Source organism: Mesorhizobium sp. M4B.F.Ca.ET.017.02.2.1 (assembly GCF_003998955.1).
Taxonomy (GTDB): Bacteria; Pseudomonadota; Alphaproteobacteria; order Rhizobiales; family Rhizobiaceae; genus Mesorhizobium; species Mesorhizobium abyssinicae.
Genome location: NZ_RZOF01000084.1, coordinates 1 through 19292 on the forward strand (window position 1 = coordinate 1; position 19292 = coordinate 19292).

Annotated in this window: 17 protein-coding genes and 1 pseudogene; 3 read left to right on the plus strand and 15 right to left on the minus strand. The window is 65.9% G+C overall.

Annotated features, from left to right (window positions below; genetic code table 11):
• The 12 genes from EN738_RS13035 to EN738_RS13090 form a co-directional block, all read right to left on the minus strand.
• The coding region (locus EN738_RS13035; protein WP_189605827.1) for a bifunctional [glutamine synthetase] adenylyltransferase/[glutamine synthetase]-adenylyl-L-tyrosine phosphorylase at window positions 1-1512 on the minus strand (1512 nt) is incomplete at its 3' end.
• Window positions 1512-2987 carry a HAMP domain-containing sensor histidine kinase gene (locus EN738_RS13040; protein ID WP_127284040.1) on the minus strand — a complete coding sequence of 492 codons (1476 nt, stop codon included), beginning with the start codon at window positions 2985-2987 and terminating at the stop codon, window positions 1512-1514. The genes EN738_RS13040 and EN738_RS13035, both read right to left, overlap by 1 nt.
• 8 nt (window positions 2988-2995) lie before the next feature.
• Window positions 2996-3670, minus strand: coding sequence for a response regulator transcription factor (locus EN738_RS13045; protein ID WP_187331196.1), 675 nt, complete (start codon window positions 3668-3670; stop codon window positions 2996-2998).
• 208 nt (window positions 3671-3878) lie between these two features.
• A complete protein-coding gene (locus EN738_RS13050) occupies window positions 3879-5429 on the minus strand; it encodes a Do family serine endopeptidase (protein ID WP_127284042.1) in 1551 nt (516 codons plus the stop codon).
• 119 nt (window positions 5430-5548) lie between these two features.
• A complete protein-coding gene (locus EN738_RS13055) occupies window positions 5549-6013 on the minus strand; it encodes a cytochrome c-type biogenesis protein (protein ID WP_127284043.1) in 465 nt (154 codons plus the stop codon).
• Complete coding sequence (locus tag EN738_RS13060; RefSeq protein ID WP_127284044.1) at window positions 6010-8001, minus strand: heme lyase CcmF/NrfE family subunit; 1992 nt, start codon at window positions 7999-8001, stop codon at window positions 6010-6012. Before EN738_RS13060 ends, EN738_RS13055 begins: the two co-directional genes overlap by 4 nt.
• Window positions 8001-8444 (minus strand): cytochrome c maturation protein CcmE, encoded by a 444-nt coding sequence (gene ccmE / locus EN738_RS13065; protein ID WP_127284045.1) that lies wholly within the window; start codon window positions 8442-8444, stop codon window positions 8001-8003. Before ccmE ends, EN738_RS13060 begins: the two co-directional genes overlap by 1 nt.
• A 3-nt stretch (window positions 8445-8447) precedes the next feature.
• Entirely contained in the window at window positions 8448-9584 is a 1137-nt protein-coding gene (gene ccmI / locus EN738_RS13070) for a c-type cytochrome biogenesis protein CcmI (RefSeq protein ID WP_127284046.1), read from the minus strand.
• Between the two features lie 177 nt (window positions 9585-9761).
• Entirely contained in the window at window positions 9762-10199 is a 438-nt protein-coding gene (locus EN738_RS13075) for an RT0821/Lpp0805 family surface protein (RefSeq protein WP_127284047.1), read from the minus strand.
• 175 nt (window positions 10200-10374) lie between these two features.
• Window positions 10375-11796: an ATP-binding protein gene (locus tag EN738_RS13080; protein WP_127284048.1), complete on the minus strand. Its 1422-nt coding sequence runs from the start codon at window positions 11794-11796 to the stop codon at window positions 10375-10377.
• Window positions 11780-12445 (minus strand): response regulator transcription factor, encoded by a 666-nt coding sequence (locus tag EN738_RS13085; protein WP_127284049.1) that lies wholly within the window; start codon window positions 12443-12445, stop codon window positions 11780-11782. Before EN738_RS13085 ends, EN738_RS13080 begins: the two co-directional genes overlap by 17 nt.
• A 70-nt stretch (window positions 12446-12515) precedes the next feature.
• On the minus strand, window positions 12516-12815 hold the full coding sequence (locus EN738_RS13090; protein ID WP_127284050.1) for a hypothetical protein: 300 nt from the start codon (window positions 12813-12815) through the stop codon (window positions 12516-12518).
• A 225-nt stretch (window positions 12816-13040) separates the two neighbouring features.
• On the opposite strand from EN738_RS13090, the gene EN738_RS13095 reads away from it, so the two are divergent.
• Window positions 13041-13427 (plus strand): ester cyclase, encoded by a 387-nt coding sequence (locus EN738_RS13095; RefSeq protein WP_127284051.1) that lies wholly within the window; start codon window positions 13041-13043, stop codon window positions 13425-13427.
• Window positions 13428-13436: 9 nt separating this feature from the next.
• On the opposite strand, the gene EN738_RS13100 is transcribed toward EN738_RS13095, so the two are convergent.
• The 3 genes and pseudogenes from EN738_RS13100 to EN738_RS13110 all read right to left on the minus strand — a co-directional run.
• Window positions 13437-13844, minus strand: coding sequence for a DUF3168 domain-containing protein (locus EN738_RS13100; protein WP_127284052.1), 408 nt, complete (start codon window positions 13842-13844; stop codon window positions 13437-13439).
• Window positions 13845-14031: 187 nt separating this feature from the next.
• The gene (locus tag EN738_RS13105) at window positions 14032-15585 is read right to left on the minus strand and encodes a trimethylamine methyltransferase family protein (RefSeq protein WP_127284053.1); all 1554 of its coding nucleotides are present in this window, start codon (window positions 15583-15585) and stop codon (window positions 14032-14034) included.
• A 118-nt stretch (window positions 15586-15703) separates the two neighbouring features.
• Window positions 15704-16066: pseudogene (locus EN738_RS13110) on the minus strand (glycine cleavage T C-terminal barrel domain-containing protein); the annotation flags it as partial.
• Between the two features lie 124 nt (window positions 16067-16190).
• On the opposite strand from EN738_RS13110, the gene EN738_RS13115 reads away from it, so the two are divergent.
• Window positions 16191-16829 carry a TetR/AcrR family transcriptional regulator gene (locus tag EN738_RS13115; protein WP_127284054.1) on the plus strand — a complete coding sequence of 213 codons (639 nt, stop codon included), beginning with the start codon at window positions 16191-16193 and terminating at the stop codon, window positions 16827-16829.
• Between the two features lie 161 nt (window positions 16830-16990).
• Window positions 16991-19147 carry a penicillin-binding protein 1A gene (locus EN738_RS13120; RefSeq protein WP_127284055.1) on the plus strand — a complete coding sequence of 719 codons (2157 nt, stop codon included), beginning with the start codon at window positions 16991-16993 and terminating at the stop codon, window positions 19145-19147.
• The last annotated feature ends 145 nt before the right edge of the window (window positions 19148-19292 follow it).

Below are 19292 nucleotides of genomic sequence, written 5' to 3' on the forward strand. Positions count from 1 at the left end.
CTGGAAGCCGAGGCGCTGCAAGGTCTGCAGCGTATCGGGATCGTCGACGTCGCCGGTGAAGACCAGGTTGCCGACGCCGGCCGAAAGTTCCGGCGCGGTCTCGAACAGGGCCGCATAGTGACGCTCGACCTGCTGCAGCGAGGCGCGGAAGGCCTCGGCGAAGCTCGCCTGGTCGACAAAGCCGAGCATGCGGGCGATGCGCTCCAGCCCCTCGTCGCTCTCGGGCAGGATATGGGTCTGCTCGTCCGCGACCATCTGGATGGCATGCTCAACGCGGCGCAGGAACCAGTATTGCCGGGCGAGCGCGTCGCGCGCGTCGGCGGTGATCCAGCCGCAGGCGGCAAGCTGGCCGAGCATCGGCACCGTCTCGCGGCCGCGCAGTTCCGGGAAGCGGCCGCCGGCAATCAACTGCTGCGTCTGGACAAAGAACTCGATCTCGCGGATGCCGCCGCGGCCGAGCTTGACGTTGTGGCCCTTGACCGCGATCTCGCCATGGCCCTTATGCGCATGGATCTGGCGCTTGATTGAGTGGACGTCGGCGATCGCCGCGTAGTCCATGTATTTGCGCCAGACATAAGGCTGCAGCTCTTTCAGGAACGCAGCGCCCGCGGCGAGATCGCCGGCCACCGGACGCGCCTTGATCATGGCGGCGCGCTCCCAGTTCTGGCCGCGCCCCTCATAGTAGTGAAGCGCCGCCTCGACCGGTATCGCCAGCGGCGTCGAGCCGGGATCGGGCCGCAGCCTCAAATCGGTGCGGAAGACATAGCCATGCTCGGTGCGGTCCTGGAGGATCCGCACGAGGCGGCGTGTGAGGCGCGCAAACAATTCCGTCGCATCGAGCGGATCGACGATCGCCGGCGCGTCGGGATCGAAGAAGACGACGAGGTCGATGTCGGACGAAAAATTCAGCTCATGCGCGCCGAGCTTGCCCATTCCGAGCAGGATCCAGCCCGACTGGCGCGCCGGGTTTTCGGGGTTGGGCAATCTGAGCTTGCCCTGCCCGTGCGCGTCGCGCAGCAAAAAATCGACGGCGGCGCGGGTGCAGGCGTCGGCGAGGTCGCTGAGGCGCCGCACGGTCAGCGCCGGCTCGGCCTCGCCGGCGAGATCGGCCAAGGCGATCAGGAAATGCGACTCCGTCTTCCATTGCCTGAGCTCCATCATCAGGCTCTGTTCGGAGACCGTCTCGGCCCGCGCCGCCTTGCCTATGGCCTCGCCGATCGCTGCAAGCCGAGCCTTCACATCGGCGTCGAACAAGACATCGAGGATTTGCGGGCGGCGCCGCGCCACATCGCGCAGGAATGGCGACAGGTCGAAGACGGCGGCGAGGAGGTCCTGGTCCACGCCCTCGGCCGCCAGGAATGTTTCAAGGCGGGCAAGGCCTTCTTCCGCGGCCGCCGAAGCGATTTCCGACAATTCGCGTCTTGCGCGATCTGCGTCCAGCGGCAAAAGCGTTGCCGCCGGTTGCAGGCGCCATTCGGTATCAATGCGTTTCGCAGCCATCCTCACCGCCATCATTGGTTCTCCCCTGCGGGAAAACTCATGATAACGGACAATCCGGGATTGGCGGGCAGAAGATCAAGCCTGCCCTTGTGGAAAGTCATGATCGCCTTGGCGAGGCTCAGGCCCAGGCCCGACCCTGGCTGCGAGCGGCTCTTCTCCAGCCGCACGAAGCGCTCGGTCACCCTGGCGCGATCGGCATCGTCGGGAATGCCCTGGCCATTGTCCGTGACCGACAGCCTGACTTCCCTGTCGATGCGCTGCAGCGCCACGCGGACGGACGGCTTCGTCGTCGCGTCGGTCGAATATTTGATGGCATTGTCGACGATGTTCGAAAGCGCCTGGCCGATCAGTTCGCGATTGCCGTTGACGGCGAAATCCTCCTCGACGGAGGTCTCGATCGTCACGCCAGCCTCTTCGGCCACCGGCTCGTAGAGCTCGACGACGTCGCGGACGGCTGCCGCAAGGTCGACCGGGCTGGTGGTCTCCGAGGAATAGCCGGCCTCCAGCCTGGAGATCATCAGGATGGCGTTGAAGGTCTTTATCAGCTGGTCGGATTCGGCAATCGTGCTTTCGAGCGCCTGCCGGTAGTCGGGGGTCTTTTGCCGGCCGGCAAGCGTTGCCTCGGCGCGGTTGCGCAGCCTGGTCAGCGGCGTCTTCAGATCATGCGCGATGTTGTCGGAAACCTGCTTCAGCCCCTCGTTCAGCTTGGCGATCCTGGCCAGCATGGCGTTGAGGTTCTCGGACAGGCGATCGAACTCGTCGCCGGCGCCGGTGACCGGGAGACGACCGGTAAGGTCGCCGCCCATGATCCGGCGGCTGGCCTCGGACACACTGTCGATGCGCTTCAGCGCGGCGCGCCCGACGAAGAACCAGATCAAGAGCCCGCCAAGCCCCATCATGCCCAGCGCCAGCATCAGGGCGCGGCGGATGACGGCGCGGAAGCGCTCGGGCTCGCCGAGGTCGCGGCCGACCAGCATGATCATCTGGTTGGGAAGTCTCAGCACCAGCGCGATCGCGTTGTGGCCCTTCTCGCCCTCGGCCTGCGTCTCGTTCTCGCCAGCCGGGGGCGTGGTCTGGTCGGGAGCCTGATTGCGCTGCCGTTCGAGCTCGCCCTCGCCGAAGCGCTGGTATGAGAACGGCTCGGTCGTCCAGCCCTCGGTCTCGATCACCCCGGGCGCCAGGCTCTGCACGTTGCCGGTCAGGATCTGGCCGTTGGTGTCGGCGATGAGATAGAGATTGGCGCCGGGCTGGCGCGACCGGGCTTCGACAACGCGCACCAGTACCGGCAGGCCGCCGCGCTGATAGGCGCGGGCAAGCCCGAGCACCTCGTCGTTGATGGTCTCCTGCGTCTGCGCGGTCAGCATGCGCGCCGACAGCGAGGTCATGTAGAAGACCAGCAGCACGGCGCACAGGGCGAAGAGCAGGAAATAGAGCGCCGAGAGCCGCGCTGCCGTCGTCCTCATGATGGCGGGCACGGACAATGCCATAGCAGGCGCTACCCGCCCTTCAGCATATAGCCGGCGCCGCGAACCGTGTGCAGGATCGGCTTGTCGAAACCCTTCTCGATCTTGCCGCGCAGGCGCGAGACGTGGACATCGATGACGTTGGTCTGCGGATCGAAATGATAGTCCCAGACATTCTCGAGCAGCATGGTCCGCGTCACCACCTGGCCGGCATGGCGCATCAGATATTCGAGCAGGCGGAACTCGCGCGGCTGCAGCGTGATCTCGCGCGCGGCGCGGCGGACCGAATGGGAGAGCCGGTCGAGCTCGAGATCGCCGACACGGTAGACGGTTTCGGCTTCCCTGGCGCTGGCGCGGCGGTTCAGCACCTCGACGCGGGCGAGCAGTTCGGAAAACGCGTAGGGCTTGGTCAGATAGTCGTCGCCGCCGGCGCGCAGGCCGGTGACGCGATCGTCGACCTCGCCCAGCGCCGACAGGATCAGCACCGGCGTCGTGTTGCCCCTGGAGCGCAGGCCGGCGATCACCGACAGGCCGTCGCGGCGCGGCATCATGCGATCGACAACCATGACGTCATAGTCGCCGGCATCGGCGAGCGCGAAGCCGGTTTCGCCGTCGCCGGCGACATGGGCAGTGTGGCCAGCCTCGGCAAAGGCCTTCTGCAGATAGTCGGCGGCCTCGCGATCGTCTTCTATGACGAGAATCTTCATAGAGCCGTTATACGCGATTTCGCTCTGAGATTGAGTGGCCGGCATGAGCATCAGGGCCTTGATGGTTGGGAGCGGCAGCGGGCGATGGGAAGCCCGCTGCCGCCGGGGTCGGAACACGGTGACTGACTAACGTATTCGGGCCCCGTGCTTTCCCCTGCGGCGGCTCGGGGGTGTTGAAACCGCCGCTTCGGGAAAAGTTGCGCGATCGTCAGCCCTTGGCGACGGGCAGCGCGACGAACCGGTTCGCGTCGTCGCGGGTGATCTGCACCAGCACCGCCTTGCGGCCTGACTTCACCGCGTCGGCCATCGCCTTGTCGACATCTGCCGTGCCGCTCACCTCGGTCGAGTTGACCGAGGTGATGACATCGCCGGGCTGGATGCCGCGATCGGCTGCGTCGCTGTCGGGATCGACATCGGTGACCACCAGCCCCTTGCCGTTATCCGACTTGGTGACGGTGAGGCCGAGATCGGCCAGCGTGTCGGCCTTTGGCGTCGCCGGCTGCTTGCTGTCATCGTTCGACGCCTGCTTGTCGCCCGCCGGCAGCTTGCCGAGGTCGACCTTGACGTTCTCGCTCTTGCCGTCGCGCCACACGGTGACGTCCACCGACTTGCCCGGCGCGTAGGCGCCGATCAGACGGGCGAGCTCTTTCGGCGAAGCGACGTCCTTGCCGTCGACCTGGGTGATGACATCGCCGGCGGCAATACCTGCCCTCTTGCCAGGGCCGTCGTCCTGGGCGCTCGACACCAGCGCGCCCTTTTCGGACTTCAGCCCGAGTGACTCGGCGATGTCGGAGGTGACCGGCTGGATCTCGACGCCCAGCCAGCCGCGCTGGACGGAGCCGCTCTTCATCAGGTCCTGCACCACTTCCTTGGCGGTCGAGGCCGGGATGTCGAAGGCGATGCCGACGCTGCCGCCCGAGGGCGAGAAGATCGCGGTGTTGATGCCGACGACCTGGCCGTTGAGGTTGAAGGTCGGGCCGCCCGAATTGCCGCGATTTACCGAGGCGTCGATCTGCAGGAAGTCGTCATAGGGGCCGGCGCCGATATCGCGGCCGCGGGCCGAGACGATGCCGGCGGTCACGGTGCCGCCAAGGCCGAACGGATTGCCGACGGCCACCACCCAGTCACCGACGCGAACCTTGGAATCGTCGGCGAAGTCGACATAGGTGAACTTGCCGTCGCCTTCGACCTTGAGCACGGCGAGATCGGTGCGCGGATCGGTGCCGATCAGCTTGGCGTCGATCTCCTTGCCGTCGTTCATCACCACGGTGAAAGCGGAGCCCTCTTCGACGACATGGTTGTTGGTGACGAGGTAGCCGTCATCGGAGATGAAGAAGCCGGAGCCCTGAGCGACCGGGCGCGGCTGGCCGTCATTGTGGCCGCGGTGATTGAAACGGCGCATGCCGAACTGGCCGCCCTGATCGCCGAAGCCACGGAATTCCTTGAAGAAGCGGCGCAGCTGCGGATTGTCGGGCAGGTTGTTCATGCCGTCCTGATCGTCGGACTGGTCGGAACCGTCATCGGCGGCGGGCTCGATCTTGGCCTTGACTTTGACGCTGACGACGGCCGGGGAAACGCGCTCGACGACATCGGCGAAGCTTGGAACCTGCGGCGCCTCGACACGCACTGCGTCGGCCAGAACGGGGGCGGTTCCGGTGGCGAGCGCGCCGACGCCGAGCGCGCCGATGACAGCCAGCGACGCAACGGTCGCGGTCAGGCGCTTGCGGGTGCCGAAATATGAATTGGGGGCAATATTCATGGGTCTCGTATCCTCTTTCACAAGGGATGCGCTCAGGCTGGCATCCTCCGGCAAGAGGAATAGAGAGCCGCACATTACGGCGCCATTTCCGGTACATGAAAGTTTTGTAATGTTGGCGCTCAGTCGCGCAGCATCTTGTCCAGCGCCGCCCGCTCCTCGGCGGTGAGCGTGTTCGCGGGGGCCGCGCGGCGCGAGCGGGCGCTGAGCAGGATGAACAGCCCGCCGGCAAGGAGAAGAACGACCGGCGTGCCCCACAGCAGCGCGTTGCGCAGGCTGAAGCGCGGCTTCAACAGCACGAACTCGCCATAGCGGGAGACGATGTAGTCCATCACCTGCTGGTCGCTGTCGCCGGCAACGAGGCGCTGGCGCACCAGGATGCGCAGGTCGCGGGCGAGGTCGGCGTCGGATTCGTCGATCGACTGGTTCTGGCAGACCATGCAGCGCAGGCCTTCCGAGAGCGCTCGCGCCCTCGCCTCCAGTGCCGGATCGGCGAGCACCTCGTCTGGCTTCACCGCGAAGGCGCTGCCGGCGAAGAGCAGGCCCAGCAGCAACGCCAGCGAGGCGAGCGAAACCCTGACCTTCATGGCGCGCTCGCGGCAGGCGCGGCGCCGGCCGGCTTGCGGCGGCGCGACGGCGCGCCGACGCGCAGGCGGCGGTCCATCAGCGACATCAAAGCGCCCGCCATCATCACCAGGGCGCCGCCCCAGATCAGCGTCACCAGCGGCTTCCACCACAGCCGAACGACGACGGAGCCGTCATTGCCCTCGTCGCCGAGCGACAGATAGAGCTGGCTGAACCCGATCGTCCTGATGCCGGACTCGGTGGTCGTCATCTGCCGCACCGGATAGAAGCGCTTGGCCGAACTGATCTCGCCGCTGGCGTTGCCGTCGGCGCCGATGACGAGGAAGCGGCCACGGTCCTCGCTGTAGTTCGGTCCTTGCGCCGGGTAGAGGCCCTCGAAGCGCAGCGTGTTACCGGAGAGCTCCACCGTTTCGCCGGCGTGCATGGTCAGGATCTTCTCGGTGCCGAATGAGACAGTGCCGACTATGCCGAGCAGGGTCAGGCCAAGGCCGAGATGCGCGAGCGCGGTGCCGAACACCGAGCGCGGCAGGCCGGTAAAGCGGCTGAGCACGACCGCCGGCGCAACATTGCCGAGCCCGGACTTGACGGCGAGATCGGTGAGCGCGCCGCAGAGCAGCCAGACGGCGAGACCGACGCCAAGGGCGGCGAACACCGAGGCGCCGTCGATGAACAGCGCCGTCACCAGCACGGCGGCAAGTGCTGCCGCGAAGGCCGCCATCAGCCGCTGGGCGGCGGCAAGGACGTCGCCGCGCTTCCAGGCAAGCAGCGGTCCGAACGGCACGATCGCCAAGAGCGGCAGCATCAGCGGACCGAAGGTGAGGTCGAAGAAGGGCGCGCCGACCGAGATCTTGCCGCCGGTGATGGCTTCGAGCGCCAGCGGATAGAGCGTGCCGACCAGCACCGTGGCCGTGGCGGTGGTGAGGAAGAGATTGTTGAGGACCAGCGCGCCCTCGCGCGAGATCGGATGGAACAGGCCGCCGGCGGTCAGCCTCGAGGCGCGCAGCGCGAACAGCGCCAGCGAACCGCCGATGAACAGCGTCAGGATGCAGAGGATGAAAACGCCGCGCGCCGGGTCAGTGGCAAAGGCATGCACCGACGTCAGCACGCCGGAGCGCACCAGGAAGGTGCCGAGCAGCGACAGCGAGAAGGTGAGGATCGCGAGCAGCAGCGTCCATATCTTCAGCGCCGAGCGTTTCTCCATCACGATCGCCGAATGGAGCAACGCCGTGCCCGCGAGCCACGGCATGAAGGAGGCGTTCTCGACCGGGTCCCAGAACCAGAAACCGCCCCAGCCGAGCTCGTAATAGGCCCAGTAGGAGCCCATGGCGATGCCGCCGGTGAGGAACATCCAGGCGACCAGCGTCCATGGCCGCACCCAGCGCGCCCAGGAGGCGTCGATGCGGCCCTCGATGAGCGCGGCGACCGAAAAGGAGAAACAGATCGAGAAGCCGACATAGCCGAGATAGAGCAGCGGCGGATGGATGGCGAGGCCGAGGTCCTGCAGGATAGGGTTCAAATCGCGGCCCTCGATCGGCGCCGGGTTGAGCCGGATAAAGGGATTGGACGTCGCCAGGATGAACAGGAAGAAGGCGGCGCCGATCGCCCCTTGCACGGCGAGCACATTGGCCCTGAGCGTCGCCGGCAGGTTTGAGCCGAAGACGGCGACAAGCGCGCCGAAAAAGGTCAGGATCAGCACCCAGAGCAGCATCGAGCCCTCGTGGTTGCCCCAGGTACCGGTGATCCTGTAGATCAGCGGCTGCAGCGAGTGCGAGTTCTCCCAGACGCTCGCCACCGAGAAATCGGAACCCGCATAGGCGCTGGCCAGCGCGGCGAAGGACAGCGCGGAGAGCGCGAAGCCGGTGACCGCCACCGGACCGCCAACCGCCATCATTTTCAGGTTGCCGACGCGCGCGCCATAAAGCGGCACCAGCATCTGCACCAATGACAGCGCAAAGGCCAGGACGAGCGCGAAATGTCCGGTTTCGACCATTATTCGCTCTTGCTTTCCTGCCAGACACCCTTGGCCTTCAGCCCGTCGGCGACTTCCTTCGGCATGTAGCGCTCGTCATGCTTGGCAAGCACGCTGTCAGCGACGAAAATGCCGTCCGCGCCAAAGCTGCCTTCTGTGATGACGCCCTGCTCCTCGCGAAACAGGTCGGGCAGGATTCCAGTATAGGTGACCTTGACCGATTTCTGCTTGTCGGTCACCGAAAAGGCGACCGTCGCGCCCTGCCCGCGCACGATCGTGCCCTTTTCGACAAGACCGCCGAGGCGGATGCGCTGGCCGGGCTCGACAGTCGCCGTGGCCAGATCGCCGGGCATGTAGAAATAGGACGCCTTCTGGCCAAGCGCGTAGAAGGTGAGACCGGTCGCGGCGGCGAGGAATGCCAGCCCGGCCACGATCACCGACAGTCGCTTCTGCTTGCGCGTCATCATCTACTCCGTCGCCGCCAGGCCGAGCGTGGCGGCAAAGGCGGTGAATTTCTTCGCTTCCTCGCTGTCGGCGCCAAAGGCGGCAATGGCGCGGCCGAGCGCATCGCGCGCCTGGTCGGCCTTGCCCAGCACCGCATAGGAACGAATGAGCCGCATCCATCCTTCCACATCGCGCGGGTTTTGCTTTAGCTTTTCGTCGAGGCTGGCGACCATGGTCTCGATCATCGCTTGCCTGTCCTGCGGCGACATCTGCTGCGCTGCGTCCACGGCTTGCGCATCCGGGCCGTTGGCGGGTGCACCCGCCGCAGCGGACTTGCTTGCCGTGTCGGCCAGCGCCTGCTCGACCGCGCCGCGCCACGGAGAGTCCGGCGGCAGCGCGGCCAGCATTTTTTGCCAGGCCGCCGTCGCCTCGCCGGTGCGGCCTTCCTGCGCCAGGCCCATCGCCAGATAGAAGCTCGCCTTCGCATTGGCGGGGTCCTGCTTCAGCGCCGCCTCGAAGGCAGCCTGAGCCTCGGCCGAGACGATGCCGCCGGCGGCGTTGGCGATCGCCTCGCCGAGACCGGCCTGGCGGGCCGCGCTGTCGCCGTCGAGGCGGATGGCGTTGCGGTAGGCGCTGACCGCGTCGGAATAGCGCTGCAGCCGCAGATAGACAGGCGCCAGCACGTCCCAGCCCCTGCCATCGGACGGGTTGGCGGCAAGATGCGCCTCGGCACGCGCCACCAGCTCGTCGACCGAGGAGTCGGCGGGGTTCTTGGCGAGCCTCTCCGTCAGAGGCTGCGACGGCAGGTCGGGCGAGCCGAGCTTGATATAGAGGCCCCAGCTGACCAGCGGCACCGCCAGCACGGCCGCCGTCGCGACCAGCCTGGTCGCCATGGATGACCGCCGGGCGGCCGGGCCGGACTGACCAGCAGCGCCCAGGCGCAGGATGCGACGACCGATTTCGGCGCGCGCTTCCTCAGCCTCCGCCGGCTGGATCAGGTCACGCGCCACGTCGCGGTCGAGTTCCGACAACTGGTCGCGATAGACTTCGAGGTCATGCTCGCCGGCGCTGGACGCGCCCTTGGTGCCGCCGGCCAGCGGCAGCAGCACCGCCAGGCTGGCGCCCAGCGTGAGGATCGCGGCTATGACCCAGAACAGCATGGTTCTTCCAATAACGGCAGAGCCCTGCCCTGCCAACACAGGCACGCTGCGACGCTTTGACGGCCAAGCGTCCGCCCGTCATTGATCGACGTCAACCCGACAGGCCTCTGGCCGGTTTCTTCTTGATGCATGTCGTTGTCCCAAAACCGCTTCACACTTTTGGGCGACATGCATTGGTCAGGTCAGCGGCGTCCAGCTGCCGTCGCCGTTGCGGCAGGCGGTACCGCGCGCGGTGGCGCTGGCGGTGCCGGTGAAGACGGTATGGGTGTACTGCCGGCAGTCCTGCGAACCCACCCTATACGGCTGAGCTGCGACGACTTCGCCGGAATGGCCGGTGCTGTCGCCCTTCCAGGTCACCTTCTGGCCGCTCGCCGTGTATTCGAGCGCCTTGTATTCGGCTTCCAGCGCCTTGCGCTTGTCGGTGTCGTCGAGGCCGGAGCCGATCGATCCGCCGACAAGGCCGCCGTGCATGGCCGAAATGATCGTGGTGGCCACCTTGCCGCCGGCCGGCGGCGTAGCGGCCGGCGTGACGCCGGCGTCCGGGCCGCCCCGGCTCAGCGTCGTGCAGCCGGAAACGGCCAGCAGTGCGGAAACGAGCGCGACGCGAATCTTCATGCCAACAACCGGTTTTCTCGAGCAGGATGTGCTGGGGGCGGCGCCATCGGGAAAGTTGGCGTGGCCATAGTGTTGATGTTTGTCGGAAATTTGGCCGCGGCCGCCGACATCGGGAGCAATCGACGTGGCGCATACCATGCTCCGCCCATCGATGTCGACCGGCCCGGGCAAGGCATCACTGAAGGCTCCGCAACCGCACTACCGCCTTCAAGCCGCCCATGGCGGAGCGTTCCAGCGCCAGCACGCCGCCATATTCGTTGACGAGGTCGGCGACAATGGCGAGGCCGAGCCCGGTGCCGGGCTTGGTTTCGTCGAGGCGCCGGCCCCGCTTCAGCGCCTCGCGCGCCTTGTCCTCGGGAATGCCCGGGCCGTCATCCTCGATCGATATCTCGAACAGGCTGACGCCGGGAACCGGCGCCACCGAGACGGCGACCGCACCCTTCGCCCATTTCAGGGCGTTGTCGAGGAGGTTGCCCAGCAGTTCCTCCAGATCCTCGCGCTCACCGCCGAAGATGATCTCGGCCGCCGGCAGCGACAGTGTAAGCTTGATCTCCGGCTTGAGCTTCTGCAGCACCCGCACCATGCGCTGCACCAGCGGCGTGACCGGCGTGCGGTAGACTACGCTGTCGCGCTGGGCGGCGACGCGCGCCCGCTGCAGATAGTGGTCGACCTGCTTCTGCATCGAGGCGGCCTGTTCGGCGATGAGCTGGCCCTTGGCGCCGCCGAGCGCCCGGCCCTCGTTGAGCAGCACCGCGAGCGGCGTCTTCAGCGAATGGGCGAGGTTGCCGACCTGCGTGCGCGAACGCTCGACGATGCGCTTGTTGTTCTCGATCAGCGCGTTGGTTTCGTTGGCAAGCGGCTCGATCTCGGCCGGGAAGCGGCCGTCGAGCCGCTGCGCAGTGCCCTCGCGCACCATGGCCAGCGCGTTGCGGACACGGCGCAGCGGCTGCAGGCCGATCAGGATGGCAATGGCGTTGATGGCTATCATGCCGACGCCGAACAGCGACAGATAGGTGAGCAGGCGGCGCTGGAAGGTAGCGATCTCCTGTTCCAGCTCGGTCTGATTGCCCATGACGCGGAAGCGCGCGGCGCGGTTCTTGGCGTCGAGGACGAATTCGCTCTCGAACACTTCAAGCTCCTCGCCCTTGATGCCTTCGGCCGAGTAGCTGCGCTGGAAGTTCGCGTTAAAGGGAACCTCGGCGACGGAAGGCGACAGGACCGACGTCGTCATCGAGGAGGAGTGGATCTCGCCGTGGACGCCCTCGGAGGCCGGCTCCACGGACCAGTACCAGCCGGAATTCGGTTCGGAAAAGCGCAGGTCGCCAAGATCCGGCGCGCCGGTGAGCGCCCCGTTGTCGGAAATGCCGACCGACCCGATCAGGTTGAACAGATGCGCCGACAGCAAGCTGTCGAAGCCGCGCTCGCTCGCCTGACGGTAAAGCGTTGTGATCAGGGTGAAGATGACGACCAGCGTCAGGATCGCCCAGAGGGTCGAGAACGCAATGACGCGGAAGGCCAGCGAGCGCGGCCAGAGCCGCGCCGCGAAAGGCTTCCTTGCGATTGTAGCGAGCGGTTCCGCCTTACGCCTCCGGCTCACGCATGCGGTAGCCCATGCCGCGCACGGTTTCGATCATGTCGATGCCCATCTTCTTGCGCAGCCTGCCGACGAAGACTTCGATGGTGTTGGAATCGCGATCGAAATCCTGGTCATAGAGGTGTTCGACCAGTTCGGTGCGCGATACCACCTCGCCCATATGGTGCATGAGATAGGCAAGCAAACGGAATTCGTGCGAGGTCAGCTTCAGCGGCACGCCGTCGACATCAGCTTTGGATGCCTTGGTGTCGAGGCGCAGCGGCCCGCAGGTCAGTTCCGACGAGGCATGGCCGGCGGCGCGCCGGATCAGCGCCCTGACCCGCGCCAGCACCTCCTCGATGTGGAAAGGCTTGGTGACATAGTCGTCGGCGCCGGCATCGATGCCGGCCACCTTGTCGCTCCAGCGGTCACGCGCGGTGAGGATCAGCACCGGCATCTTGCGGCCGCCGCGGCGCCAGCGCTCGACCACGCTGATGCCGTCCATCTGCGGCAGGCCGATATCGAGGACGACGGCGTCGTAAGGCTCGGTGTCGCCGAGGAAATGCCCCTCCTCGCCGTCGAAGGCGCGGTCGACGACATAGCCGGCGTCGACCAGCGCGTCCGACACCTGCCGGTTGAGATCCTTGTCATCTTCGACGACGAGCACACGCATGCCGGAGTTCAAACCTCTTGACGTTCAGGGCGGATATACAGCGATTCCAATAGTTTGGGAAACTTCGATATCAATTCAGCGGAACGACGATCTCGGTGCGGCGCGGGCGCTGCCCATCCTTGCCGGGCACCAGCACGACGATGACGCAGACCGCCTGGCCGCCACGCGTCGCCTGCGAGGCCTTGGCCAGCGTGCCGCCATTCTGCGCCGCCACCTGCTGGCCGATCGCGTAGCAGTCCGATGCGGCGACCACGAACGGCTGCGTGTCGTCAGGCGCGATGGCCGGAGCCGACATTGCCTGCGACGCGAGCAGGCCCGTCGCTGCGAGCGCCAGTGTCGCGGTTCGGAGATGGGAGCGAAACGTATTCATGGCAGGCGTTGTAACGCATCGGTGCTGAACGTGAAATGAACGGTGAACGCCCGAAAAACCATGCCCGCAACACCCCCTGAAACGCAACTGCGATCGCGCCGTTCCCCTCAGGCCCGACCCCAGACTCATAACCGGAAAACGGCGGTGGCGGCTAATGGTTTCGTTGCAGACCTTTCGCCTTGCCCCGGGTAGAGTACGAAGACCCGATGAGGAGAGTAGCAGGCGATGGGACGCGAGGAACTTGCCGAACTTTACCGTGGCTACATCGCGTGTCTCAACGCCCAGGACTGGGCCAATCTCGGCCGGTTCGTCGGCGAGGCGGTGCAGTACAATGGCGAAACGGTTGGACTGTCGGGCTATCGGCGCATGCTCGAAGGCGATTTCCAGGCCATTCCCGATCTCCGTTTCAGCATCGAACTCCTGGTTTGCGAGCCGCCGCGCGTGGCTGCCCGCCTGCATTTCGACTGCACACCCAAAGGCAGGTTGTTCGGATTGCCCGTGAACGGCAAGCGGGTCAGCTTCGCCGAGAACGTGTTTTACGAATTTCGCGACGCGCACATATGCGAGGTCTGGTCGGTCATCGACAAGGCCGAGATCGCGGCTCAGCTTTAATGCGATCCGTCAGGCGTCTTCCCGCGTGACGGCGCGGAAGCGCTGCAGTCCATGATGGACCGCAAGGTCCTCGTCGTAGCGAGCCTCGGCGAACTCCAGCGACAGGCGTGTTTGCCCGCGCGGGCCGATGGACAGCGCCGCTCCCGCAAGGCGCGCCTCGATGCGGTTCATGATGAGGCGCGTTTCAGCCTCGCCATGGGCCTTCGACCAGACATGCAGCGTGACAAGCTGGTCGGCGTCGTTGTCGGCGCCGGTGTCCTGGTCGAACGCGCTGGTGTGGCCGTACGTGACATAAGGAAAGGCGGCGTTCTCGGTTGCCCGCTCGAGCAGGCCGGCGCCGCCCAGCAGCGCCGTCAGCTTCGCGTCACTCTTCAATCTCTGGAACAAGGCCTGCAGCAAATCGTCGGGCGCCGTCATCGTCGTCTCCGCTCGCCAGTCACGCCTTGGACAATCCCTTGCGCCGCCAACAGTCTTCACATGCAGCGTAGCCGCGTCGCAAGACCCGCGCCAGACCGCATGACACTTCCTGTCCGGATATGACTGGCCTGGCGTCAGGAATGCCTTGTCGCCTTGCGGCAGTTCCGCAAGGCTGGACTGATCTCCGTCAAGACACCGGCGCAGCGCCGCCCTCCTCGGTGCGTCGGGCGATGAACTCGTCGAGCACGCCGGCCGTGGCGGCGGCCGAAGCCGGGGGCTGGAAGTCGGCGAGCAGCCGCTTCCAGATGCCGGTAGCGCGCTCGGTGGCACTCTTCGAACCGGCCTGCGTCCAGCTACCGAAGTTCGACCAGTCGGCGACCAGCGGCTCGTAGAAGGCGGTGCGGTAGCGCGCCATGGTGTGACCGGCGGAGAAGAAATGGCCGCCCGGTTGCACCTCCGCGATGGCCTCGAAGCCGATGGAATCCTCGTCGCCGGGTGTCCTCGCGCAAAGCTCGGCGACCGTCTGCAGCGCCTCGATGTCGGTGATCAGCTTCTCGTAGGAGACGCTCAGCCCCCCTTCCAGCCAGCCGGCGGCGTGGATGCAGACGGTGGCGCCGGCCAGTACCGAGCCCCACAGCGCGAACTGCGTCTCATGCGCGGCCTGAGCGTCGGAAATGTTGGCGGCGCTGCCGCCGCCGGAGCGCCAGGGCAGTCCGGTGAAGCGGGCGAGCTGGCCGGCGCCGAGCGTCGCCTTGACGTGCTCCGGCGTGCCGAAGGCCGGCGCGCCCGACTTCATGTCGACATTGGAGGAGAAGGAGCCATAGACGACCGGCGCCCCGGGTCGCACGATCTGTGCCAGCGTCAGCCCTGCCAGCGCCTCGGCATGCTGCAGCGTCAGCGCGCCGGCAACGGTGATCGGCGCCATGGCGCCGGCCAGGCAGAAGGGCGTGATGATCGACACCTGGCCGGCCCTGGCGAAATCGATGATGCCTTGCGCCATCGGGATGTCGAGCTGGCGCGGCGAGTTGGTGTTGATGACGGTGTAGCAATGAGCGCCGGCGCGGAACTCGTCCTCGGAGAGGCCGCGCGCCAGGCGGACCATCTCGAAACTGTCGTCGACCTGCGGAGTGCCGCGCGCGAAGACGAACGGGAACTTGTCCGAGAGCGTCAGCTGCGCCCGGTTGACGGCATAGTGACGGAAGCGATTGTCGACATCCTGCGGCTCGATGCTGGGACAAAGCATGTGCAGCACGTCGAAATGCTGGATGAGCTTGGTCAGTTCCTCGTAGGCGGCCAACGTGCCCGGCCGCCGGCCGCGTTCGAGATCGGTGACGTTGGGCGCGCCGGCCCCGGCGAGGAAGGTCATCGAGCCCAGTTCGAGCATCAGATCGCGATCGCGCGCGCCGCCATGGGCTTTGATCGAGCGCGGCGCCGAGGCCAGTGCCGCCTCGACCAAGTCGCGGCCGATGCGCACCATCTGGCTGTCCTCGTCGACCAGCGCGCCGGCGCCGGCCAAGACATGCCGCGCTTCCGGCAGCAGCACCTTGATGCCGAGTTCCTCCAGCACGCGCAGCGCCGTGTCGTGGATGGCCGCGACCTGGTCCTCCGAGAAGATCGGCTGCGGCAGGAACGGGTTCTTGAGCGACCGGTAGTCCGGCCGGCGGCTTGACTCGCTGCCCGCCTCGCCGGTGCGTCCACGCCGGCGTTCGCGCCTCAGATCGCGGGCGACATCTTCAACCATGTCATATCCTCCTTGGAACAGGATGACTTTTCTTCGAAGCGTCATCCCGTTCCATCTTATCCTCTTGTTTGGGCATGATCTTTTCCGAAAACCGGTTCCCACTTTTCGGGATCATGCTCTATTGCCGCATCGCCTTGCCGTCGGGGTCGTGGGGTGAGGCGGGGATGACGCGCGCCGGCCGTTCGACGCCGACAATGTGCACCGAAAGCTCCGTCCCCTCCCCGGCGAAATCGTCGTCCACCAACGCCAGCGCGACGCTCTTGCGAACCGTGTAGCCAAAGCCGCCGGAGGTGACGAAGCCGACGCGCCGACCCTTGTGCCAGACCGGCTCGAAACCGCTGGCGTCGGCATCGACGGCATCGATCTCCAGCGTCACGATCCGCCGCGAGACGCCGGCGTCACGTTCCTTCAGCGCCGCGTCACGGCCGATGAAGTCGCGCTTGGAGACGGCGATGAAACGGTCGAGGCCGGTCTGCCCCGGCGTACGACTTCACGAGCCTCTCCCTCTCGTTGGAAGCCGTGACCATATACCCACTGTACATATGTGTCTAGACACTTATGTGCAGAGCTTGCGCGAGGCAACTGGCCGTGCCACTTGTGTGTCCATGATCATGATTGCTCCGCAGGACGAGCCGGCGCCCGGCAACATCAAGGTGACGCGCCAGGACTGGATCAAGCTCGCGCTCGAAATCCTGATTTCCGACGGTATCGAGAGCGTGCGCGTGCTGTCGCTCGGCCAGAAGTTGGGCGTGTCGCGATCGAGCTTCTATTGGTATTTCGAAAGCCGGCAGGATCTGCTCGACCAGTTGCTGAAGCATTGGCATGAGACCAACACCAAGGCGATCGTCGAGCGCGCCCGGCGCCCGGCCGCAACCATCATCATGGGCGTGCTCAACGTGTTCGAATGCTGGGCCGACGAGCGCATGTTCGACCCGAGGCTCGATTTCGCCATCCGCGAATGGGCACGCCGTTCCGACGACGTGCGGCGCATGATCGACCAGGCCGACGACGATCGCCTCACCGCCATCCGCGACATGTACCAGCGACACGGCTATGACGCGGAGAATGCCTTCATCCGGGCGCGCGTTCTCTACTACATGCAGATCGGCTACTATGTGCTCGACCTGAAGGAACCGGTCGAGGCGCGCGTCAGCCATCTCGCTGCCTATCTGCGCGCCTTCACCGGCCAGGAGCCGAGCGATGCGGACGTGGCGCATTTCATGCGCTTCATCGCGGCGCGGTGATATCGCTGAGTCCGCATTATCAACCTTAGCGATCAACAAAGCTTGTGTGTGGCTTCGCTGCCCTTGTGAGCGGTGGTAAAATGGTCGAATAGTCGCGCAGGGTGCCACTCTCCGAAACTACCGATGCTGTTTCGGGCAGTGCGCTGGGGCGGAATTCTGCAATGGCAAGTCCTTTGAGACCACGCAAGAGAAGAGGCCGCATCGCCTCGGCGCTGCTTGCCGTCGACGCCTGGCTCGATTCCTCGCTCTACGAGATCGGCTTCAAGGCGCGGGAATTCTGGGAAGCGGCGACCATCTTTTCCCGACGCTTCCGCGTCAAGGGCTGGCGGCGCGGCATCATCGAGGTGCTCAGCGAAGGCTTCACCATGGGCGCCGGCGGCGTCGTCGTACTGCTTGCGCTGGCCATGCCCGCCTTCCAGATCACCGACGGAGACTGGCGCGCCCAGGGCGACTTCGCCGTCACCTTCCTCGACCGCTACGGCAACGAGATCGGCCAGCGCGGCATCATCCAGCGCGATTCCGTGCCGGTCGACGAGATGCCCGACCATGTCATCAAGGCGGTGCTGGCGACCGAGGACCGGCGTTTCTTCGACCATTACGGCATCGACGTGCTCGGCCTGTCGCGCGCCATCTTCGAGAATGTGCGCGCCAACTCGGTCGTGCAGGGCGGCTCCAGCATCACCCAGCAATTGGCCAAGAACCTGTTCCTGACCAATGAGCGCACCCTGGAGCGCAAGATCAAGGAAGCTTTCCTGTCGCTGTGGCTGGAGGCCAACCTTTCCAAGAAGGAGATCCTGCAGCTCTATCTCGACCGCGCCTATATGGGCGGCGGCACGTTCGGCATCGAGGCGGCGGCGGATTTCTATTTCGGCAAGAGCGTCAAGGATCTGAACCTCGCCGAGGCGGCGATGCTGGCCGGCCTGTTCAAGGCGCCGACCAAATATGCCCCGCACATCAACCTGCCGGCCGCCCGCGCGCGGGCCAATGTGGTTCTGTCCAACCTCGTCGATTCCGGCTTCATGACCGAGGGCCAGGTGCTGCAGGCAAGACTGCACCCGGCCGACGTCGTCGACCGCGGCGAGCAGAAAAGCCCGGATTACTTCCTCGACTGGGCCTTCGACGAGGTCAAGAAGATCGCCAAGCCCGGCCAGCATTCGCTGGTCGCCCACACCACCTTCGACGCCAACATCCAGAAGGCGGCGGAGGAATCGGTGGAATTCCATCTCCGCCAGTTCGGCAAGGAATACAACGTCACCGAAGGCGCGGTGGTGGTGATCGAGACCAACGGCGCGGTGCGCGCCATCGTCGGCGGCCGCGACTATGGCGCCAGCCAGTTCAACCGCGCCACCAAGGCGCTGCGCCAGACCGGCTCCTCGTTCAAGCCCTATGTCTATGCGACCGCGATGGAGCACGGCTTCACGCCGGACTCGGTCGTCTCCGGCGGCGCGATCAGTTGGGGCGGCTGGTCGCCGCACAACTACAATGGCGGCTCGGCCGGCAATGTGACGCTGATCACGGCGATCGCCAAGTCGATCAACACCGTGCCGGTGCGGCTGGCCAAGGACCATCTCGGCATCGGGCCGATCAAGGCGATGGCCGAATCGATGGGCGTGGAGTCGCCGCTGGAAGGGCACAAGACCATGGTGCTCGGCACGTCGGGCATGACGGTGATGGACCAGGCGACGGGCTACAGCGTCTTCGCGCAGAACGGCCTCGTCGGCTCGAGGCACGGCATCACCCAGCTCGTCACCCGCACCGGCGATGTCGTCTATGACTGGGCCAAGGACGCGCCGCCGCCGCACCGGGTGCTGTCGGAGCAGGCGCTGAAATACATGAACACGATGCTGGCGGCGGTACCGGTGATCGGCACGGCACGGCGCGCCCAGCTCCCCAACATCGTCGTCGCCGGCAAGACCGGCACGACGCAATCCTATCGCGATGCCTGGTTCGTCGGTTTCACCGGCAACTACACGGCCGCCGTCTGGCTTGGCAATGACGACTTCACGCCGACCAACAAGATGACCGGCGGCACGCTGCCGGCGATGGTGTGGCAGCGGCTGATGGTCTATGCGCACCAGAACATCGACCTGAAGCCGATCCCCGGCCTCGACCACCCGTTCGTCGATCCGGAAGTCGCGGCCAAGGCCGAGGAGGCCGCCAAGAAGAACGCCGAGGCGGCCGAAGCGCAGGCCGCGGCCGAGCGGCCGCCGGTGTTGTCCAGCCAGACCACCCAGATGCTGCGCGAGATGACCAAGGCGTTCCAGAGAGCCCCAGTGCTCGACGCGCCCAAGGCGCCGGAAACGCTGTCGGCGCTCTGAGCGCAGGTGACGGATCGCCGTCATTGCCAAGCTGGAAAACCTCTCATCTGACCGAGCTTCGCTTGTCCCCTTCTCCACTAGGGGAGAAGGGGACAACCCGCTTGCCACGAGGCCCCTGCCCGCGATATCCCCGAACGACAAGTTC